Origin of the sequence: Streptomyces sp. SCPE 10 (assembly GCF_051980735.1) — a bacterium.
GTDB lineage: Bacteria > Actinomycetota > Actinomycetes > Streptomycetales > Streptomycetaceae > Streptomyces > Streptomyces misionensis.
Genome location: NZ_CP197069.1, coordinates 3,681,902 through 3,698,792, shown reverse-complemented (window position 1 = coordinate 3,698,792; position 16,891 = coordinate 3,681,902). Strand labels below are relative to the sequence as shown.

16 protein-coding genes are annotated in these 16,891 nt (G+C 72.3%); 11 read left to right on the top strand and 5 right to left on the bottom strand.

The window, feature by feature from the left end; translation table 11 throughout:
* The first annotated feature begins 18 nt into the window (after nt 1–18).
* The 4 genes from dnaJ (at nt 19) to ACSP97_RS17200 (ending at nt 4,319) form a co-directional block, all read left to right on the top strand.
* Entirely contained in the window at nt 19–1,191 is a 1,173-nt protein-coding gene (dnaJ, locus tag ACSP97_RS17215; protein ID WP_070024225.1) for a molecular chaperone DnaJ, read from the top strand.
* Between the two features lie 5 nt (nt 1,192–1,196).
* On the top strand, nt 1,197–1,652 hold the full coding sequence (locus ACSP97_RS17210) for a heat shock protein transcriptional repressor HspR (protein WP_355146827.1): 456 nt from the start codon (nt 1,197–1,199) through the stop codon (nt 1,650–1,652).
* Nucleotides 1,653–1,944: 292 nt separating this feature from the next.
* The gene (locus tag ACSP97_RS17205) at nt 1,945–3,051 is read left to right on the top strand and encodes a sugar ABC transporter substrate-binding protein (RefSeq protein ID WP_355146237.1); all 1,107 of its coding nucleotides are present in this window, start codon (nt 1,945–1,947) and stop codon (nt 3,049–3,051) included.
* Between the two features lie 248 nt (nt 3,052–3,299).
* On the top strand, nt 3,300–4,319 hold the full coding sequence (locus ACSP97_RS17200) for a helix-turn-helix transcriptional regulator (RefSeq protein WP_355146235.1): 1,020 nt from the start codon (nt 3,300–3,302) through the stop codon (nt 4,317–4,319).
* Here ACSP97_RS17200 and ACSP97_RS17195 read toward each other — a convergent pair.
* Together ACSP97_RS17195 and ACSP97_RS17190 are read right to left on the bottom strand one after the other, a co-directional pair.
* A complete protein-coding gene (locus ACSP97_RS17195; protein ID WP_440558179.1) occupies nt 4,314–5,327 on the bottom strand; it encodes a LuxR C-terminal-related transcriptional regulator in 1,014 nt (337 codons plus the stop codon). The two genes, ACSP97_RS17200 and ACSP97_RS17195, sit on opposite strands and share 6 nt — an antisense overlap.
* Nucleotides 5,328–5,331: 4 nt before the next feature.
* Nucleotides 5,332–6,342: a helix-turn-helix transcriptional regulator gene (locus ACSP97_RS17190; protein ID WP_355146231.1), complete on the bottom strand. Its 1,011-nt coding sequence runs from the start codon at nt 6,340–6,342 to the stop codon at nt 5,332–5,334.
* Nucleotides 6,343–6,447: 105 nt separating this feature from the next.
* Between ACSP97_RS17190 and ACSP97_RS17185 the strand changes: the two genes are divergently transcribed.
* Nucleotides 6,448–6,729 carry a hypothetical protein gene (locus tag ACSP97_RS17185; RefSeq protein WP_355146229.1) on the top strand — a complete coding sequence of 94 codons (282 nt, stop codon included), beginning with the start codon at nt 6,448–6,450 and terminating at the stop codon, nt 6,727–6,729.
* A 1-nt stretch (nt 6,730) separates the two neighbouring features.
* Entirely contained in the window at nt 6,731–7,066 is a 336-nt protein-coding gene (locus ACSP97_RS17180; RefSeq protein WP_355146227.1) for a hypothetical protein, read from the top strand.
* A 346-nt stretch (nt 7,067–7,412) separates the two neighbouring features.
* Here the strand turns inward: ACSP97_RS17180 and ACSP97_RS17175 are convergent, their stop codons facing one another.
* Complete coding sequence (locus ACSP97_RS17175; protein WP_355528582.1) at nt 7,413–7,826, bottom strand: pyridoxamine 5'-phosphate oxidase family protein; 414 nt, start codon at nt 7,824–7,826, stop codon at nt 7,413–7,415.
* A 121-nt stretch (nt 7,827–7,947) separates the two neighbouring features.
* Between ACSP97_RS17175 and clpB the strand changes: the two genes are divergently transcribed.
* Together clpB and ACSP97_RS17165 are read left to right on the top strand one after the other, a co-directional pair.
* Nucleotides 7,948–10,545, top strand: coding sequence for an ATP-dependent chaperone ClpB (gene clpB / locus ACSP97_RS17170; protein ID WP_355321669.1), 2,598 nt, complete (start codon nt 7,948–7,950; stop codon nt 10,543–10,545).
* Nucleotides 10,546–10,790: 245 nt separating this feature from the next.
* Nucleotides 10,791–11,333: a YbjN domain-containing protein gene (locus ACSP97_RS17165; protein ID WP_355146221.1), complete on the top strand. Its 543-nt coding sequence runs from the start codon at nt 10,791–10,793 to the stop codon at nt 11,331–11,333.
* Nucleotides 11,334–11,343: 10 nt separating this feature from the next.
* Here the strand turns inward: ACSP97_RS17165 and ACSP97_RS17160 are convergent, their stop codons facing one another.
* Both ACSP97_RS17160 and ACSP97_RS17155 read right to left on the bottom strand, forming a co-directional pair.
* Nucleotides 11,344–12,528 carry a mannosyltransferase family protein gene (locus ACSP97_RS17160; RefSeq protein ID WP_440558178.1) on the bottom strand — a complete coding sequence of 395 codons (1,185 nt, stop codon included), beginning with the start codon at nt 12,526–12,528 and terminating at the stop codon, nt 11,344–11,346.
* Nucleotides 12,529–12,598: 70 nt separating this feature from the next.
* Nucleotides 12,599–13,783 carry a pyridoxal phosphate-dependent aminotransferase gene (locus ACSP97_RS17155; RefSeq protein ID WP_355146218.1) on the bottom strand — a complete coding sequence of 395 codons (1,185 nt, stop codon included), beginning with the start codon at nt 13,781–13,783 and terminating at the stop codon, nt 12,599–12,601.
* A 140-nt stretch (nt 13,784–13,923) separates the two neighbouring features.
* Here ACSP97_RS17155 and ACSP97_RS17150 point away from each other — a divergent pair, with 140 nt between their 5' ends.
* The 3 genes from ACSP97_RS17150 to ACSP97_RS17140 all read left to right on the top strand — a co-directional run bounded on the left by ACSP97_RS17150 (nt 13,924) and on the right by ACSP97_RS17140 (nt 16,835).
* Nucleotides 13,924–14,268: a hypothetical protein gene (locus ACSP97_RS17150; RefSeq protein ID WP_440558176.1), complete on the top strand. Its 345-nt coding sequence runs from the start codon at nt 13,924–13,926 to the stop codon at nt 14,266–14,268.
* 295 nt (nt 14,269–14,563) lie between these two features.
* On the top strand, nt 14,564–15,118 hold the full coding sequence (locus tag ACSP97_RS17145; protein ID WP_355146214.1) for a DUF2617 family protein: 555 nt from the start codon (nt 14,564–14,566) through the stop codon (nt 15,116–15,118).
* A gap of 79 nt (nt 15,119–15,197) precedes the next feature.
* The gene (locus ACSP97_RS17140) at nt 15,198–16,835 is read left to right on the top strand and encodes a polyamine aminopropyltransferase (RefSeq protein WP_440558175.1); all 1,638 of its coding nucleotides are present in this window, start codon (nt 15,198–15,200) and stop codon (nt 16,833–16,835) included.
* Nucleotides 16,836–16,891: the final 56 nt, after the last annotated feature.

The following is a 16,891-nucleotide window of genomic DNA, read 5'->3' as shown; positions in this document are numbered from 1 at the left end:
GAAGGAGGGACGTCGGGGATGAGCACCAAGGACTTCATCGAGAAGGACTACTACAAGGTCCTCGGCGTCCCCAAGGACGCCACCGAGGCCGAGATCAAGAAGGCGTACCGGAAGCTCGCCCGCGAGTTCCACCCGGACGCCAACAAGGGCAACGCCAAGGCCGAGGAGCGCTTCAAGGAGATCTCCGAGGCGAACGACATCCTCGGTGACCCCAAGAAGCGCAAGGAGTACGACGAGGCACGCGCCCTGTTCGGCAACGGCGGGTTCCGCCCCGGGCCGGGCGCCGGCGGCTCCTTCAACTTCGACCTGGGCGACCTCTTCGGCGGTGCCGGGGGCGCCCAGGGCGGCGGCTTCGGCGGCGGACTCGGTGACGTCTTCGGGGGCCTGTTCAACCGGGGCGGGGCGGGCGGGGCGACCCGCACCCAGCCGCGCCGCGGCCAGGACGTGGACACCGAGGTCACCCTCAGCTTCACGGAGGCGATCGAGGGCGCCACGGTGCCGCTGCGGATGACCTCCCAGCAGCCCTGCAAGGCCTGCTCCGGCACCGGCGACAAGAACGGCACGCCGCGCGTGTGCCCGACCTGCGTCGGCACCGGCCAGGTCGCCCGGGGCTCGGGCGGCGGGTTCTCGCTGACCGACCCCTGCCCCGACTGCAAGGGGCGCGGCCTGATCGCGGAGAACCCCTGCCCGGACTGCAAGGGCAGCGGCCGTGCCAAGTCCTCGCGCACCATGCAGGTCCGCATCCCGGCGGGCGTCACCGACGGGCAGCGGATCCGGCTGCGCGGCAAGGGCGCGCCCGGCGAGCGGGGCGGCCCGGCGGGCGACCTGTACGTCACCGTGCACGTGGGCGAGCACCCGGTGTTCGGCCGCAAGGGCGACAACCTCACGGTGACCGTCCCGGTCACCTTCGCCGAGGCGGCGCTCGGCGGCGAGGTGCGGGTGCCGACCCTCGGTGGTCCGGCGGTCACCCTGAAACTGCCGCCCGGCACGCCGAACGGCCGCACCATGCGGGCGCGCGGCAAGGGCGCGGTCCGCAAGGACGGCACCCGCGGCGACCTCCTGGTCACCGTCGAGGTGAGTGTTCCGGGCGACCTGTCGGGGAAGGCTCGTGACGCACTGGAGGCGTATCGCGAGGCGACCGCGGGCGAGGACCCGCGGGCGGAGCTGTTCGAGGCCGCGAAGGGAGCTTGAGAGTGATGGACGGCCGTCGGCGCAACCCGTATGAACTGACCGAGGAGACCCCGGTCTACGTCATCTCGGTGGCGGCCCAGCTCTCCGGACTCCACCCGCAGACGCTGCGCCAGTACGACCGGCTCGGCCTGGTCTCCCCGGACCGCACCGCGGGCCGGGGCCGGCGCTACTCGGCCCGTGACATCGAACTGCTCCGCCAGGTGCAGCAGTTGTCACAGGACGAGGGCATCAACCTGGCCGGAATCAAGCGCATCATCGAACTGGAGAACCAGGTCGCCGCGCTCCAGTCCCGTGTGGCGGAGCTGGAGGCGGCCCTGGACGGCGCGGCGGCCGCCATGCGCCAGCGCGAGGCCGCCGTGCACGCCTCCTACCGCCGGGACCTGGTCCCCTATCAGGAGGTCCAGCAGACCAGCGCGCTGGTCGTCTGGCGGCCCAAGAGGCAGCAACCGCAGGGCGACTGACCGTCGCGGGCGGTACGGAGCGAGGGGCCCGCGGACACATCCGTCCGCGGGCCCCTCGCCATGGCCGCACGACCCGTTCTTTGCCGCCTCGTGAACTCCCCTTGGGTGAAGGGTCCGTAAAGGGTGTTTGGAGAGGTTTCCGCATTGCCTTCACGGGATCGACGGTGTGTGGTGTTGCGCAGTCGTTAAGTAACTCTCCTTGACGACGACTGTCGGGTCCGCGTTGTCTTTTCAGACACCTGGGTCGTATAGCAGCACCCACGTCCGGAACGCACCTGAAGTGAGCCCCTGTATGCGCCGTATCGCCCTGTCCGTGGCCCTGACCGCGGTGACCTTCTCACTGGCCGGATGCGGCATGCTGAACGCGACGGGGGACAGCGCGAGCGCCGGCCCGACCAAGGGCAACGACCTGACGGTGGGCCTGCTGCTGCCGGAGAAGGCCAACGCGCGCTACGACAAGTTCGACTACCCCATCATCAAGAGCAAGGTCGCCGACCTCACCGGCAAGCGGGGCAAGGTCGAGTACGCCAACGCGGACGCGGACGCGGGCCGGCAGGCGACCCAGATGCAGAAGATGATCGACGACAAGGTCGACGTCATCCTGCTGGACGCCGTCGACTCGCACGCGATCGCCGGCGAGGTGAAGAAGGCCCAGGGCGCGGGCATCCCGGTCATCGCCTACGACCGCCTCGCCGAGGGCCCGATCGCCGCGTACGTCTCCTTCGACAACGAACTCGTCGGCGAGGTCCAGGGCCGCTCGCTGCTGGAGGCGCTCGGCTCCAAGGCCGGCAGCGCCGCCAAGATCGTCATGATGAACGGTTCGCCCACCGACCCGAACGCCCGCCAGTTCAAGGAGGGCGCGCTCTCCGAGCTGAACGGCAAGGTGACCATCGCCGCCAGCTACGACACCGAGGGCTGGAAGCCGGAGAACGCGCAGGCCAACATGGCGAAGGCGATCAGCCGGATCGGCGCCGCCAACATCGCGGCCGTCTACTCCGCCAACGACGGCATGGCGGGCGGCGTCATCAAGGCGCTGAAGGCCGCGGGCGTCACCAGTCTGCCCCCGATCACCGGCCAGGACGCCGACCTCGACGCCGTGCAGCGGGTGGTGGCCGGCGACCAGTACATGAGCGTCTACAAGTCCTACCCGGACGAGGCGGAGGCCGCGGCGCAGATGGCCGTTGCCAAGGTCCAGGGCAAGGACATCCAGTTCGACGCGCTGACCCAGGACCGCGTCAACAGCCCCACCACCAAGAACATCCCGTCCAGGCTGGTCCAGGTGAGCGCCCTGACCAGGAAGAACATCAACGACACGGTCATCGCGGACGGCATCTACACCGTCGGCGACATCTGCACCGCCAAGTACAAGGCGGAGTGCGCCGCGATCGGTCTGAAGTGACGCCGAGGTGATCCCGGGGCCGTACCGCGCCACCCCCGTGAGCGCGGTACGGCCCGGTCAACGATGCCCCGGCCCGAGGGGCGCCACCACCGTCATCTTGTTGCAATGCGAGGGGCGGAGCCTGGGAGATACCCGGGCACAGCGGTGGTTAACGGCCGCCGCGCTGTGAGGAGCCGTGTTGCGGAGCGGGTCGGCGCCACGCATAGTTGCGCTGCGGAAGAGGCAGCACACCGGGGGTGGAATGCGCGATGGCCGGGCGGAGGGCGGAGCAGCATCCTCACGGTGCCGACCGGCTGTGCGAGGCCGGGGACCGCGTGTACTCGCGGGCCGTGCGCCGCGGCCGGGTGCCGCGCACCGACGCCGAGGCGGTGCCCTGCCTGCTGGAACTGGCCCTGCTGCACCCCGATCCCGACGACATGGACTGGCTGGTTCCCACCTCCCCGCAGGAGGTGATGACCCGGCTGCTGCGCGGGGTCTACGACGAGGTGAGCGAGAGTCAGCGCCGGGTGGGCTCGGCGGTGGCCGCCGCCAAGTGGTACGCCGGTCTGGGCCGGCTGGACGCGCTCGCGGCGCCGGTCGGCGGCGGTGCCGTACGGGTGCTGGACGGACTGTCCCGGATCCAGGCGGCGATGGACGAGGCGACCCAGGCGTGCACCACCGAGGTGCTGACCGTGCAGCCGGGCGGCATCCGCCGGGAGGACGAGCTGACCGAGGGCCTGCACCGGGCGCTGGCGCTGCGCGGCCGGGGGGTGCGGATGCGCGATCTGTACACGCATGTGGCCCGGCACGGCCAGGGGCTGCTCAACTACCTGGAGCTGATGGGGGACGCGGTCGAGGCCCGCACCCTGGACGAGGTCATCGACCGGCTCATCCTCTTCGACCGCACGGTGGCCTTCATCCCGGCCAACACCGAGCGCACCATGGCCCTGGAGGTGCGCCAGCCGGCGCTGGTGGAGTACCTGGTGACGGTCTTCGAGCGGCTGTGGCGCCTGGCCATCCCGCTCACCGCGCCGCTGCCGGACACCGGCATCGAGGGCATCTCGCACCGTGAGCAGTCCATCGCGGCGCTGCTCGCCGAGGGCCACCAGGACGCGGTGATCGCCGAGCGTCTCGGCATCAGCGTGCGCACCTGCCGCGCGCACATCGCGCGCCTCTCGGAGACGCTGGGCGCGGCGAGCCGTACCCAGCTCGGGGTGCGCATCGCGCAGGCGGGGCTGGACGGCAGCGGCCGGGGCCTGCCGTCGCCCGCGCGGGACGCCTCGCTATGACGGCGGGACCTCGTCCGTGGTGCCCCGCAGGATCTCCGACCGGCCGATGAGGTAGCCCAGTTGGGCGCGGCTGACGCTGCCGAGGGCGGCGGACAGCTTGGCGATGTGCAGGCGTACGGTGCGGACGTTCATGCCCAGCCGGTCGGCTATGGCGGCGTCGGTGTGGCCCTCCACGAGGAGGGCGGCGATGGCCCGCTGGCGCGGGGTGGCGCCGTCCGCGGAGGGGCGCGCCGGGAGCCGCGGGTGCTGCGGCGTGGCCAGGTGCCAGAGCCGGTCGAACACCGTCGCCAGGTACTGCACGATGGCCGGCTGGCGCACCTCCAGGGCCAGGGTGCGGTCCCGGCTCGCCGGGATGAAGGCCACCGTCCGGTCGAGCACGAGCAGGCGCTCGGTGACCTCGTTCAGGGTGCGGGCCTCCACATCGCCGCGCAGCCGCTCGTAGCGGGCCTGGACGCTGGGGGCGTGGCGCATCGTGTGCTGGTAGAGGGTGCGGATCCGGCCGCCGCGGTCCAGCAGCGCCTGGTCGCGGTCGAAGGCGAGGGCGTGCAGTTCGGGGGGCGTGCGGGTGTGGGTGACGTGCGGCTGGACCGCGAGGAACTCCTCGCCGGCGTCGGCCATCGCCCGGGTGATGGCCTGGTTGATCCGGTCGATGCCGCTGTGCACCCGGACCACCGCGGGGCCGCCGGTCCCGGTGCCGGGCAGGTCCCGGGCCGGCCGCAGCAGCGGTTCGAGGCTCTGGGCGATACGGGCCTCACGGCGGCGTTCGGCGGCGACGCGCTCGGCGGAGGCGCGCAGCAGCTCCTGGAGCGCCACGGCGGCCGCCACGGGCTCCAGCAGGCGGGTGTCGGCGGCGGTCGGCTGGAGCAGTCCCAACCGCACCAGACAGGGCGCCGCTTCGGCTTCGTCGCCACCGATCCGGCCCTCGCGCACGGCGCGTTCGTACAGCGCGCGGCCCTGTGCGCACAGTTCCTCGACACCGTGTTCAGGGTGTGGCGCGCTCGTGGTCATCGGTTCACAGGTCCCGGTCCAGCATTCCGGACTGGGCGATCAGGAAGCCGAGTTGGGCCCGGCTGCCGCTGCCCAGGGCCTGCGCCAGCTTGGCGATGTGGGCGCGGCAGGTGCGTACGTTCATCCCGAGCCGGCGCGCGATGGCCTCGTCCACATGGCCCTCGACCAGGAGTTTGGCGATGGAGTGCTGGACCTCGGTGATGCCGTCGGGTGCGGTCTCGTAGGGGGTGCCGGCGGTCAGCGGGACGGCGCGGTTCCACATGAACTCGAAGACCTTGATGAGGTAGCGGATGAGCCCGGGGTTGCGCAGCTCCAGGGCCACCTGCTGGTCGTCGCGGGTGGGGATGAAGGCGACGGACTCGTCGCAGATGATGAGCCGTTCGACCAGCTCGTCGATGGTGCGGTACTCCACCTTGCCGCTGGCGAGCTGGGAGACGTAGCCGATCTGCTTGAGGTTGTAGCGGACCGTGTGCTGGTAGAGGGTGCGGATGTGCACGCCCCGCTCCACCAGGGCGGTGTCCCGCTCCAGGCCCTGGCGTACGTTGCGTTCGGTGAAGTGGTTGCTCGGCTGCACGGTGAGCACCGAGGAACGGCATTCGGTGGTGGCCAGGTCGAGCGCGGCGTTGATGCGGGCGTTGCCCTCCAGGACGGTGATCGAGTCGGTCGAGGAGGCCGTCTGGGTGCTCAGCGCGAGGAACGGCTCGAAGACGTCGGAGAGTTCGACGGCCCACCGCCTGCGGTCGGCGATCTCGCGCTCCAGCGGGGACAGCCGCTGGGCCAGGACCACCGCGGGCGGCACGGGGCGCAGCCAGTCGGGGTCGTCCGGGTCGGGGTGGAGCAGGGCGAACTCCATCAGGCACGGAGCCGTCGCCACCTCGGCACGCGAGACACGCCCGGCGCGCAGGGCGTTGGCGTAAAGTCGGCCCCCTTCGTCGCACAGCTCGGTGACCGCATGGGGATGTGCGGCGTTGTTCCGATTTGATGTCAAATCTCCACCCCCCAGGGTCCTGAACATGCAGGAACATGATGCACTGATTGTGTGGTCATGATGTGCCTGAATGAGCCATCGTCTTATCCGACGGGGGAAGAAGGGGACCTTCAAGTGAGGACGAAGTCGACCATGGGCAAGAAGATGATTCGCTCGGTGCTGGTCGCCACCTTCTCCGCCGTTGTGGCCCTTGGAGTGCTGAGTGGCCCCTTCGGCGCGAAGAGCGACGTGCGCGCGGACACGAAGTGGCCTTCGGTGGCCACGCTCGACGCGAACAGCGTGGTGCGTGCGGACACCAAGTGGCCCACCGACACGAAGTGGCCTTCGGTGTCGACGCTCGGCGCGCAGAACGCCGTGCCCGCGGACACCAAGTGGCCGACGGACACCAAGTGGCCTTCGGTAGCGGGGAGCTGATGTGACCACGCCACCCGACGACCGCTCCTTCCGCCGTGAGATGGCGACCGCCTACCGCTCCGGCTGGCACTTCATCGATCTGGTGACCGCGATCCCTCACCCCGGGGACTCGCTGATGGTGACCGTCTTCGGTGAGCCGGTCGTCGTCACGCGCGACGAGGAGGAGGACGTCCGGGCCTACCGGTGCCTGCGCAAGCCGCGCGGGGCGCCACAGCCGGTGCGGTGTGCCATACGGTACGGAATGATCTTTGTGAATCTGGACCAGCGGGACCACCGGCTCGCCGATCCGGTGGAGCCCGACCTCCGGACCATCTCAGCCACCCCCCGCAGTGCCTGACGCGATTCCCCCGTCGTAAAAGATCGCGCAGGTGCTTCCCCCCGCAGCGGCGTCACCGTGACCTGAACACGGTGACGCCGCTGTTGTTTGTGCCGACATTTCAGCCTCTGCCCCGGTCCTCAGAGTGGCCGAAACTAATCGAACAGTCCGGGCGCCCGGTTCGTTCCCCCGAGCGGCCGTGACCAAGCGGTTGCGCCCCTCTTGTCCGGTGTGGCGAGGCCGCCGGCCTTCACGATGGGGATGTTCCGTGGAGGAGTGACGGGCCGGGTACTAGCGCCCGACGCGCGGCCGGCTTCCCTCGTCCCGCCCTCCGCCGTCCATGGGTCCCGTCCGCCTCCCTCTTCCCTCACCCCCGCCCCAGTGCCCGTTCCACCGTGATCTCGATCACCACGCGGGAAGGGTTGGGGGAAGGGGTGCGGCCGTAGCGTTCGGCGTAGCGGCGTTCGGCTTCGGCGACGCGGGCCGGATCGGCCCGGACGCGGGAGCGGCCCTCCAGGGTGGCCCAGCGGCGCCCGTCCACCTGGCAGACCGCGGCGCGGGCGCCCTCGGGGCCGGCCGCCCGGGTGTAGGCCGCCTTCGCGCTGGAGCCGTCGCAGATCACCCGGGCGAGTCGGGCCTCGGGGTCGTACGTGACCCCGACCGGCACCACGTGCGGGCCCCCGTCGGGGCGGACCGTCGTCAGGGTGCACAGATGTCGTTCCTGCCAGAAGCCGAGATACGCGGCGTCCGGGGAACCCGGATCCACGGAGTAGGTCGCCATGCCCGGAAACCTAGCCCCAGGGCCGTGCGCCACCAGCCTTGAGTGGAATAGACTCAACTTTAGTTACGCTGGTTAAGGCAGCAGAGGGTTGCAGAGGCACGCCTAGGAGGAGAACGCGAACGTGGACGCCGAGCTGACCAACAAGAGCCGGGACGCGATCAACGCGGCCAGCAACCGCGCCGTGACCGAGGGCCACCCGGACCTCACCCCCGCTCACCTGCTGCTGGCTCTGCTCCAGGGGCAGGACAACGAGAACATCACCGATCTGCTCGCCGCCGTCGACGCCGACCAGGCCGCCGTACGCGCCGGCGCGGAGAAGCTGCTCGCCTCGCTGCCGAGCGTGACCGGCTCCACCGTCGCGCCCCCGCAGCCCAACCGCGACCTGCTGGCCGTGATCGCCGACGCGGGCGAGCGCGCGAAGGACCTCGGGGACGAGTACCTGTCCACCGAGCACCTGCTCATCGGCATCGCCGCCAAGGGCGGGGCGGCCGGCGAGCTGCTGCGGGCGCAGGGCGCCGAGGCGAAGAAGCTGCTGGAGGCCTTCAAGAAGGCCAGGGGAGGACGTCGCGTGACCACCGCCGACCCGGAGGGCCAGTACAAGGCCCTGGAGAAGTTCGGCACCGATTTCACCGCCGCCGCCCGCGAGGGCCGGCTCGACCCGGTCATCGGGCGGGACCAGGAGATCCGGCGCGTGGTGCAGGTGCTGAGCCGCCGGACGAAGAACAACCCCGTGCTCATCGGCGAGCCGGGCGTGGGCAAGACCGCCGTCGTGGAAGGGCTCGCGCAGCGCATCGTCAAGGGGGACGTGCCCGAGTCGCTGAAGGACAAGCGGCTGGTCGCGCTCGACCTCGGCGCGATGGTCGCCGGCGCCAAGTACCGGGGTGAGTTCGAGGAGCGGCTCAAGGCCGTGCTCGCCGAGATCAAGGACTCGGACGGGCAGATCATCACCTTCATCGACGAGCTGCACACCGTCGTGGGCGCCGGGGCCGGCGGCGACTCCGCCATGGACGCCGGCAACATGCTCAAGCCGATGCTGGCCCGCGGCGAGCTGCGCATGGTCGGCGCCACCACCCTGGACGAGTACCGGGAGCGGATCGAGAAGGACCCCGCCCTGGAGCGCCGCTTCCAGCAGGTGCTGGTCGCCGAGCCGACCGTCGAGGACACCATCGCGATCCTGCGCGGCCTCAAGGGCCGCTACGAGGCCCACCACAAGGTGCAGATCGCGGACAGCGCCCTGGTCGCCGCCGCGACCCTCTCCGACCGCTACATCACCTCCCGCTTCCTGCCGGACAAGGCCATCGACCTGGTGGACGAGGCGGCCTCCCGGCTGCGCATGGAGATCGACTCCTCGCCCGTGGAGATCGACGAACTCCAGCGCTCCGTCGACCGGTTGAAGATGGAGGAGCTGGCGATCGGCAAGGAGACCGACCCCGCCTCCCTCGCCCGCCTGGAGAAGCTGCGCCGCGACCTCGCCGACAAGGAGGAGGAGCTGCGGGGGCTGACCGCCCGCTGGGAGAAGGAGAAGCAGTCCCTCAACCGGGTCGGTGAGCTGAAGGAGCGCCTGGACGACCTGCGCGGCCAGGCCGAACGCGCCCAGCGCGACGGCGACTTCGACACCGCCGCCAAGCTGCTCTACGGCGAGATCCCGCAGCTGGAGAAGGAGCTGGAGGCCGCCTCCGAGGCCGAGGAGGAGGCCGCCAGGGACACCATGGTCAAGGAGGAGGTCGGCTCCGACGACATCGCGGACGTCGTCGCCGCCTGGACCGGCATCCCGGCCGGCCGCCTGCTGGAGGGCGAGACGCAGAAGCTGCTGCGCATGGAGGAGGAGCTGGGCAGGCGGCTCATCGGCCAGAGCGAGGCCGTGCGCGCCGTGAGCGACGCGGTACGGCGCTCCCGGGCCGGCATCGCCGACCCCGACCGGCCCACCGGCTCGTTCCTCTTCCTCGGCCCGACCGGTGTCGGCAAGACCGAACTCGCCAAGGCGCTCGCCGACTTCCTCTTCGACGACGAACGGGCCATGGTCCGCATCGACATGTCGGAGTACGGCGAGAAGCACAGCGTGGCCCGGCTGGTCGGCGCGCCCCCCGGGTACGTCGGCTACGAGGAGGGCGGCCAGCTGACCGAGGCGGTACGGCGGCGCCCGTACAGCGTGGTGCTGCTGGACGAGGTGGAGAAGGCCCACCCGGAGGTCTTCGACATCCTGCTCCAGGTGCTGGACGACGGCCGGCTGACGGACGGCCAGGGCCGTACCGTCGACTTCCGCAACACCATCCTGGTGCTCACCTCCAACCTGGGCAGCCAGTACCTGGTCGACCCGCTCACCAGCGAGGTGGAGAAGAAGGAGCAGGTGCTGGAGGTCGTCCGGGCGTCCTTCAAGCCGGAGTTCCTCAACCGCCTGGACGACCTGGTGGTCTTCTCCGCGCTGACCAAGCCCGAGCTGGAGCGGATCGCGAAGCTCCAGATCGACCGGCTCGGCAAGCGCCTCGCCGAGCGCCGCCTCACCCTGGAGATCACCCCCGAGGCGCTGGCCTGGCTGGCCGAGGAGGGCCTGGACCCGGCGTACGGCGCCCGCCCGCTGCGCCGCCTCGTGCAGAGCGCGATCGGCGACCGGCTCGCCCGGGAGATCCTCTCCGGCGAGATCAAGGACGGCGACACCGTCCGGGTGGACCGCTTCGGCGAGGGGCTGCTGGTCGGCCCGGCCACCGGCAAGACGCTGTGACGCCCACCCGGTGACCGCGGCGACACCGTACGAGGGCCCGGACCGGGCCCTCGTACGGCGCGTTCGCCGTCACCGCGCAGGCCGGGTCCTTCCCCGGCCCGCCACACCGGCCCCCCGTTCGTTCACCGGCCCGCCGTCCGGGCACTGGATCATGTCAGCCAAAGACCGACAGGCCCCGTCGGGGCTTGCCACGCCCCTCCCCGCATGGGGGAGGATGGCGGGATCCGCACGAAGGGAAAAACACGGTGAGCATCGACCCGTCCTCGATTCCGAACTTCGGGGGCCAGCCCGAGCCGCAGCCCCAGGGACCGGCCGGCCCCGTCCTCCCGGATCAGGACCTCGTGAAGCAGCTCCTCGACCAGATGGAGCTGAAGTACGTCGTCGACGAGGAGGGTGACCTCGCGGCGCCCTGGGAGCAGTTCCGCACCTACTTCATGTTCCGCGGGGAGGCCGACCAGGCGGTCTTCTCGGTGCGGACCTTCTACGACCGTCCGCACCAGATCGAGGACAAGGCGCGGCTCCTGGAGTCCGTGGACGACTGGAACCGCCGCACCCTGTGGCCGAAGGTGTACACCCACACCCACGACGACGGCACCGTCCGCCTCATCGGCGAGGCGCAGATGCTGATCGGCACCGGTGTCGACCTCAACCACTTCGTCTCCTCCACGGTCAGCTGGGTGCGGGCCGCGATCGAGTTCGACAAGTGGCTGGTCGAGCAGCTGGGCCTGGAGCAGGACGTCGACGGGACGGACGAGCCCGAGGACGGCGAGGCCGGCTCCGGGGAGTGAACCCCGACCGCTACAGCGGCGCGTGCCCCAGCACCAGCAGGTACGCGCCGTAGAGATACGACAGCCCGGCCAGGGCCGCGACCACCACGGCCGCGTGCCAGGGCCGGGCTTTCGCCGTGCGGACCAGCGCGCGGGCGGGCGGCAGCAGCAGCGGGAAGGCCGGCAGCAGGAAGCGCGGCTTGGACTCGAAGGTCCCGGACCCGGCGAGCACCACCAGCAGCAGCACCGCGCTGTACACCAGCAGCGGCAGCGGGGGCCGCTCCAGGAGCAGCAGCGCGAACAGCACCACACCCACGCCGACCAGCAGCAGTGCCACCGGGAACACCACCCGGCCGCCGTGCAGCAGCAGCACGCGCACGAACTGGAGCGAGCGGTGCCCGAGGTCGAACCGCGAGCCCCAGTCCGCCTGCACGTCGAAGTAGCCGTGCAGCAGATCGCCCCGGCGGTGGCCGACCCACAGCAGGTATCCGGCCCATCCCAGCGGGGCGAGCGCCACGCCCGTCCACAGCCTGTGGGCGACCCGGCCGCGCCGCCGCCACAGCTCCCAGCCGGCCGCGGCGAGCACGGCTGCGGCCACCGCGAACCCGTTCGGCCGGGCGAGCCCCGCGAACGCGGCCAGCGCCCCCGCCCACACCCAGCGCCCGGTCAGCACCGCGTACAGCGACCAGGCGGCGAACGCGGTCAGCACCGGTTCGGTGTACGCCATCGACAGCACCACCGAGTGCGGCAGCAGCCCCCACAGGAGCACCAGCGCGGTCCCGACGGCCCGCCCGTACACCGCGGTCCCCACGGCGTACAGCCCGGCCGCGGCCACCAGCGCCGCCGTCCAGGACACCAGCAGCCCGGCCGCGCCCCCGCCGAGCGGGCTCACCTCCGTCACCGCCCGCACCAGAGCGGGGTACAGCGGGAAGAACGCCATGTCGCTGTACCCGTGCCGGCCCAGGGCGTGGCCGTAGCCGTGGGACGCGATGCCGAGGTACCAGACCGAGTCCCAGGAGCGGCCCAGCAGCGCCATGACCGGCCGTCCGGCGGCGTCGGCGAGCAGGGTGAGGACGGCGGCACCGGCGAGCCGCGCGCCGAGGAACAGTCCTACGGCGACGCCGCTCGCCCGCAGCAGCGAGGCGCGGGCGTGCGCGCCGGGCGAGGGCTCGGGTGCGGTGACGGACGGGGCGAGAACGGTGCTGGCGTGTGTCACACCTCCGCACTGTGCAAGGCCCCGGCCCCGGAAGCGAGCAGGGCACGGCCGACCGGCGGTGCCCCGTCCCTCACATGGCCCGCAACCGCGCCGCCGCCTCCCGCAGGACGTCCTCCTTCTTGCAGAACGCGAAGCGCACGAACGGGGCGCCCGCCTCGCGGTCGTCGTAGAAGACGGCGTTGGGGATGGCGACCACGCCGGCGCGCTCGGGCAGGGCGCGGCAGAAGGCGAAGCCGTCCTTCTCGCCGAGCGGGCGGATGTCGGTGGTGACGAAGTAGGTGCCGGCCGGGCGGAACACCTCGAAGCCCGCCTCCGCGAGCCCGGCGGCCAGGATGTCCCGGCGCTCGCGCAGGGAGCGGCGCAGTCCGTCGTAGTAGGAGTCGGGCAGGGCGAGCGCCTCGGCCACCGCGTACTGGAAGGGGCCCGCGGAGACGTACGTCAGGAACTGCTTGGCCGAGCGGACCGCGCTGACCAGGGCGGGCGCGGCCGTCACCCAGCCGACCTTCCAGCCGGTGAAGGAGTACGTCTTGCCGGCCGAGCCGATGGTCACCGTGCGCTCGCGCATCCCCGGGAAGGTGGCGAGCGGAAGGTGCTCGGCGTCGTCGAAGACCAGGTGCTCGTACACCTCGTCGGTCACCACCAGCAGGTCCCGCTCCACCGCCAGTTCGGCGATCGCGGCCAGTTCGGCGCGGGTGAGGACCGTGCCGGTGGGGTTGTGCGGGGTGTTGATCAGCAGCAGGCGGGTCCGGTCGGTGACGGCGGCGCGCAGTTCGTCCAGGTCCAGGCGGAAGCGGCCCTCGTGCGGGCGCAGGGTCACCGGGACGCGCCGGCCGCCCGCCAGCGCGATGCTCGCCGCGTAGGAGTCGTAGTACGGCTCCAGGGCCACGACCTCGTCGCCCGGCTCCAGCAGCGCCAGCAGCGAGGCCGCGATGGCCTCCGTGGCGCCCGCCGTCACCAGCACCTCGGTGTCGGGGTCGTACGACAGCCCGTAGCGGCGCCGCTGGTGCGCGGCGATCGCGGTACGCAGCTCGGGGACACCGGGACCCGGCGGGTACTGGTTGCCGCGCCCGTCGCGCAGCGCCCGCACCGCCGCCTCCCTGATCTCCTCGGGTCCGTCGGTGTCGGGGAAACCCTGGCCCAGGTTGATCGAACCGGTGGCCACGGCGAGGGCGGACATCTCCGCGAAGATCGTGGTGCCGAACTCGGCGAGCCGGCGGTTGAGCAGGGGGCGCGCGGTGGAGGTCATGCCGGTCATCCTGCGCCCAAGCTCTGGAGTTCCTCAACCCGGCTTTGACGCTTGTTCCGCGTGGGCATCCCAGGGGCACCGCGCGCGGCGCGGGAAGGAACGAGGCGCCCACGGGGGGCGGCTTCGGGGGACCGGGAGAAGGTGGCGCCATGGATGCGTTCGTGATCGGGCTGGTGGTGGTGTTCGTCCTGTTCGTCGTCATCGCGCGGGTGTCCGGCAAGGGCAGCGGGCGGGGCGGGGGCAAGGGCGTGGTCCGGGGCAGAGGAGGCGCGGCCGGCACCGCGGGCGGCAGCTGGTGGGCCGGGGACTCCGGCTCCTCGTCCGACGGGCACCACGGGCACCACGGGGGCCACGGGGGCCACGGGGGCCACCACGGCGGGCACTCCTGCGGCGGCGGTCACTCCTCCTGCGGCGGGGGTTCCTCGTGCGGTGGGGGTTCCTCGTGCGGTGGCGGGTCGTCCTGTGGGGGCGGTGGCGGCTGCGGGAGCAGCTGAGGCGGGCGGGCCGGACGGAGGCGGAAGGAGGCCGCCGGGACGAGGGGTGCGGCCCTCCGTGCCCGCGCCGGGCGTGCGCCGTGGTGGAACAGATGAGCTGTGAGCCCCCCGGGGGATGGAATGCCCCCGAAGTTGGGTAAAAACGCTGTGGCGGCGCCTCTGTTCATGATTCCCTCTAAAACGCCAATGCAGCCAACGCAGCCCCCAGGACGTCTCGCGGACGCCTCGTACCGGCCGGGCCGGCTGGGCTGACACGGCCGATCTCCCCTCCTTTGCGTGTTAGCGGAGCCGATCCATGCTCACGACCCTGAACACCAGTTACACCGATACGCGCGCTGCCGACCTCGCCTGGGCCCTGGGGCGCGAACCGCTCCCCGCCCTGGCCACCCTCGACCTCGAACTCACGGGCGCCAAACTCCAGTTGAGGCTCCTCGGCGCCTCGCACCAAGTCCTCCTGGAGGAGGAGCGGGGCCTGTGCTCGGAGACGGTGGCCTGCATCCCCGGCTCCAGCACCCCGCTGCCGCTCGGCGTCGCCAAGCGCGTCGGCGACTGGGAGTACGAGTTCGCGGCGCGCGTCGAGATGCTCACCCCCGGCTCCTTCGCGGGCCGCGCCCAGGAGTTGCTCGCCCTGGTCTCCGACCACCCGCACGGCCTGGCCGGCGTCTTCCCCGGCAGCCCGCACGCCTTCACCGCGATGCTGGCCCAGCGGCACGACGACCATGTGCACTGGCGGACCTGGCACGCCTACCCGCAGGACGGCCAACTCGTCGCCACCCGCACCCGGGTGGGGGCCCGGGCGCGCACCCCCGCACCGTCCGGGCAGCCCGGCGAGGACGCCTGGGCGGCATAAACCCGGACCGGGACAACCGCTCCCGGATCCACACCTTTGGGTGACGAGGCGTGCCCGTGAAGTGACGTAACGTCGCCATGTGATCGAACCGCACGCTCCCGCGCCCCCGGGTGCCCCGCCCTCCTGGAGGGGCCCGGCCCGGCTGCCCGTCCGGCCCGGCACCGGGCGGTTCCTGGTGCTCGCGTGCGTCTTCGTCTGCGCGGCCTGCGGGCTCGTGTACGAACTCGAACTCCTCGCCTTCGCCTCGTACTTGATCGGCGACTCCGTCACCCAGTCCTCCGTCGTGCTGTCCGTGATGGTCTTCGCGATGGGCATCGGCTCGCTCGGCGCCAAACGGCTGCGCCGGCACACGGCCGCCGCGTTCGGCGCCGTCGAGATCCTCCTCGCCCTGGTCGGCGGGTGCAGCGCGATGGCCCTGTACGCCGTCTTCGCCTGGACCGGTGGCTGGGGCGGCCCCTGGACCGAGGGCCCCCGCTGCCTGCTGGTGGCCTTCTCGCTCGCCATCGGTCTGCTCATCGGCGTCGAGGTACCGCTGCTGATGGAGCTGATCCAGCGCATCCGCCACCAGGACGCGGGCGGCGCGGTGGCCGACCTGTTCGCCGCGGACTACGTCGGCGCCCTGGTCGGCGGCCTCGCCTTCCCGTTCGTACTCCTGCCGTTCTGCGGCCAGTTGACCGGTGCGCTGCTCACCGGCACGGTCAACGTGGTGGCCGGCGGCGCCCTCGTCCTCGGCCTGTTCCGGCGCGACCTCGGCCGCCGCACCCGCTGGACCCTGCTCCTCGTCGGCCTGGCCGTCCTCGGCGTGCTCGCCTCGGCCGCCGCCCTCTCCGGCGCCTTCGAACGCGCCGCGCGCCAGGCGGTGTACGGCCCGGACGTGCGGGTCGCCGTGCAGACCGGGGTGCAGGAGGTCGTCCTCGCGGGCGGCACCCACGGCCGCCCCCTCGACCTCTACCTCGACGGCCGGCTGCGCGTCGGCGGCCAGGACGCCCGCCGCTACCACGAGGCCCTGGTCGGCCCCGCCCTCGCCGGACCGCACGCCCGGGTGCTGATCCTCGGCGGCGGCGACGGCCTCGCCGCCCGCGCCGTGCTGCGCCACCCCGGCGTGCACCGCGTGGACATCGTCGAACTCGACGGCCAGTTGGCCGAGTTGGCCCGCCGCGACCCGGGACTCGCCGCCGCCAACGGGCACGCCTACGCCGACCCCCGGGTCCGCCTCGTCGTCGCCGACGCCTTCGCCCGGCTGCGCGTCACGCCGGCCGCGTCGTACGACGTCGTGATCGCCGACCTCCCCGACCCCGGCATCACCGCCAGCACCAAGCTGTACTCCGAGGAGTTCTACGGGCTGGCCCGCCGTGTGCTCGCCCCCGGCGGCCGGCTCGTCGTGCACGCCGGACCGCTCACCGGCCGTCCCCGCGGCTTCTGGACCGTCGCCGCGACCCTGCGCGCCGCCGGGCTCGCCGCCACCCCCTACCGGGTCCTCGGGCACGACCCCGGCTTCCCGTCCGGGCCCGACCGCTCGGCCGGCGCCCCCGGAGCACCGCCCGACTGGGGCTTCCTGCTGGCCGCGCCCGGCCGCACCGCCCCGCCGCTGCGCCTGGACCCGGCCGCCCCCGCCGGCACCCTCACCCCGGCGGCCCTCGCCGCGGACCGGCGGGCGGCCGAGCGGACCCGGATCGGCGCACTGCCCGCCTCCACGCTGATCCATCCGCGGTACTGAACGGCCGCGCCCCCAGGTGCTCCTTCCCGCGAGGGTACGACCCGGCCGCTCGTGGG

Bases quoted from the DNA above. Each gene is read 5' to 3' on its own strand.
- ACSP97_RS17155 (WP_355146218.1), bottom strand. From the start codon at position 13,783: ATGACCGGCATGACCTCCACCGCGCGCCCCCTGCTCAACCGCCGGCTC.
- ACSP97_RS17195 (WP_440558179.1), bottom strand. From the start codon at position 5,327: ATGACCACGAGCGCGCCACACCCTGAACACGGTGTCGAGGAACTGTGC.
- ACSP97_RS17205 (WP_355146237.1), top strand. From the start codon at position 1,945: ATGCGCCGTATCGCCCTGTCCGTGGCCCTGACCGCGGTGACCTTCTCA.
- dnaJ (WP_070024225.1), top strand. From the start codon at position 19: ATGAGCACCAAGGACTTCATCGAGAAGGACTACTACAAGGTCCTCGGC.
- ACSP97_RS17185 (WP_355146229.1), top strand. From the start codon at position 6,448: ATGGGCAAGAAGATGATTCGCTCGGTGCTGGTCGCCACCTTCTCCGCC.
- ACSP97_RS17150 (WP_440558176.1), top strand. From the start codon at position 13,924: ATGGATGCGTTCGTGATCGGGCTGGTGGTGGTGTTCGTCCTGTTCGTC.
- ACSP97_RS17145 (WP_355146214.1), top strand. From the start codon at position 14,564: ATGCTCACGACCCTGAACACCAGTTACACCGATACGCGCGCTGCCGAC.
- ACSP97_RS17190 (WP_355146231.1), bottom strand. From the start codon at position 6,342: ATGTTCAGGACCCTGGGGGGTGGAGATTTGACATCAAATCGGAACAAC.
- ACSP97_RS17210 (WP_355146827.1), top strand. From the start codon at position 1,197: ATGGACGGCCGTCGGCGCAACCCGTATGAACTGACCGAGGAGACCCCG.
- ACSP97_RS17175 (WP_355528582.1), bottom strand. From the start codon at position 7,826: ATGGCGACCTACTCCGTGGATCCGGGTTCCCCGGACGCCGCGTATCTC.
- ACSP97_RS17200 (WP_355146235.1), top strand. From the start codon at position 3,300: ATGGCCGGGCGGAGGGCGGAGCAGCATCCTCACGGTGCCGACCGGCTG.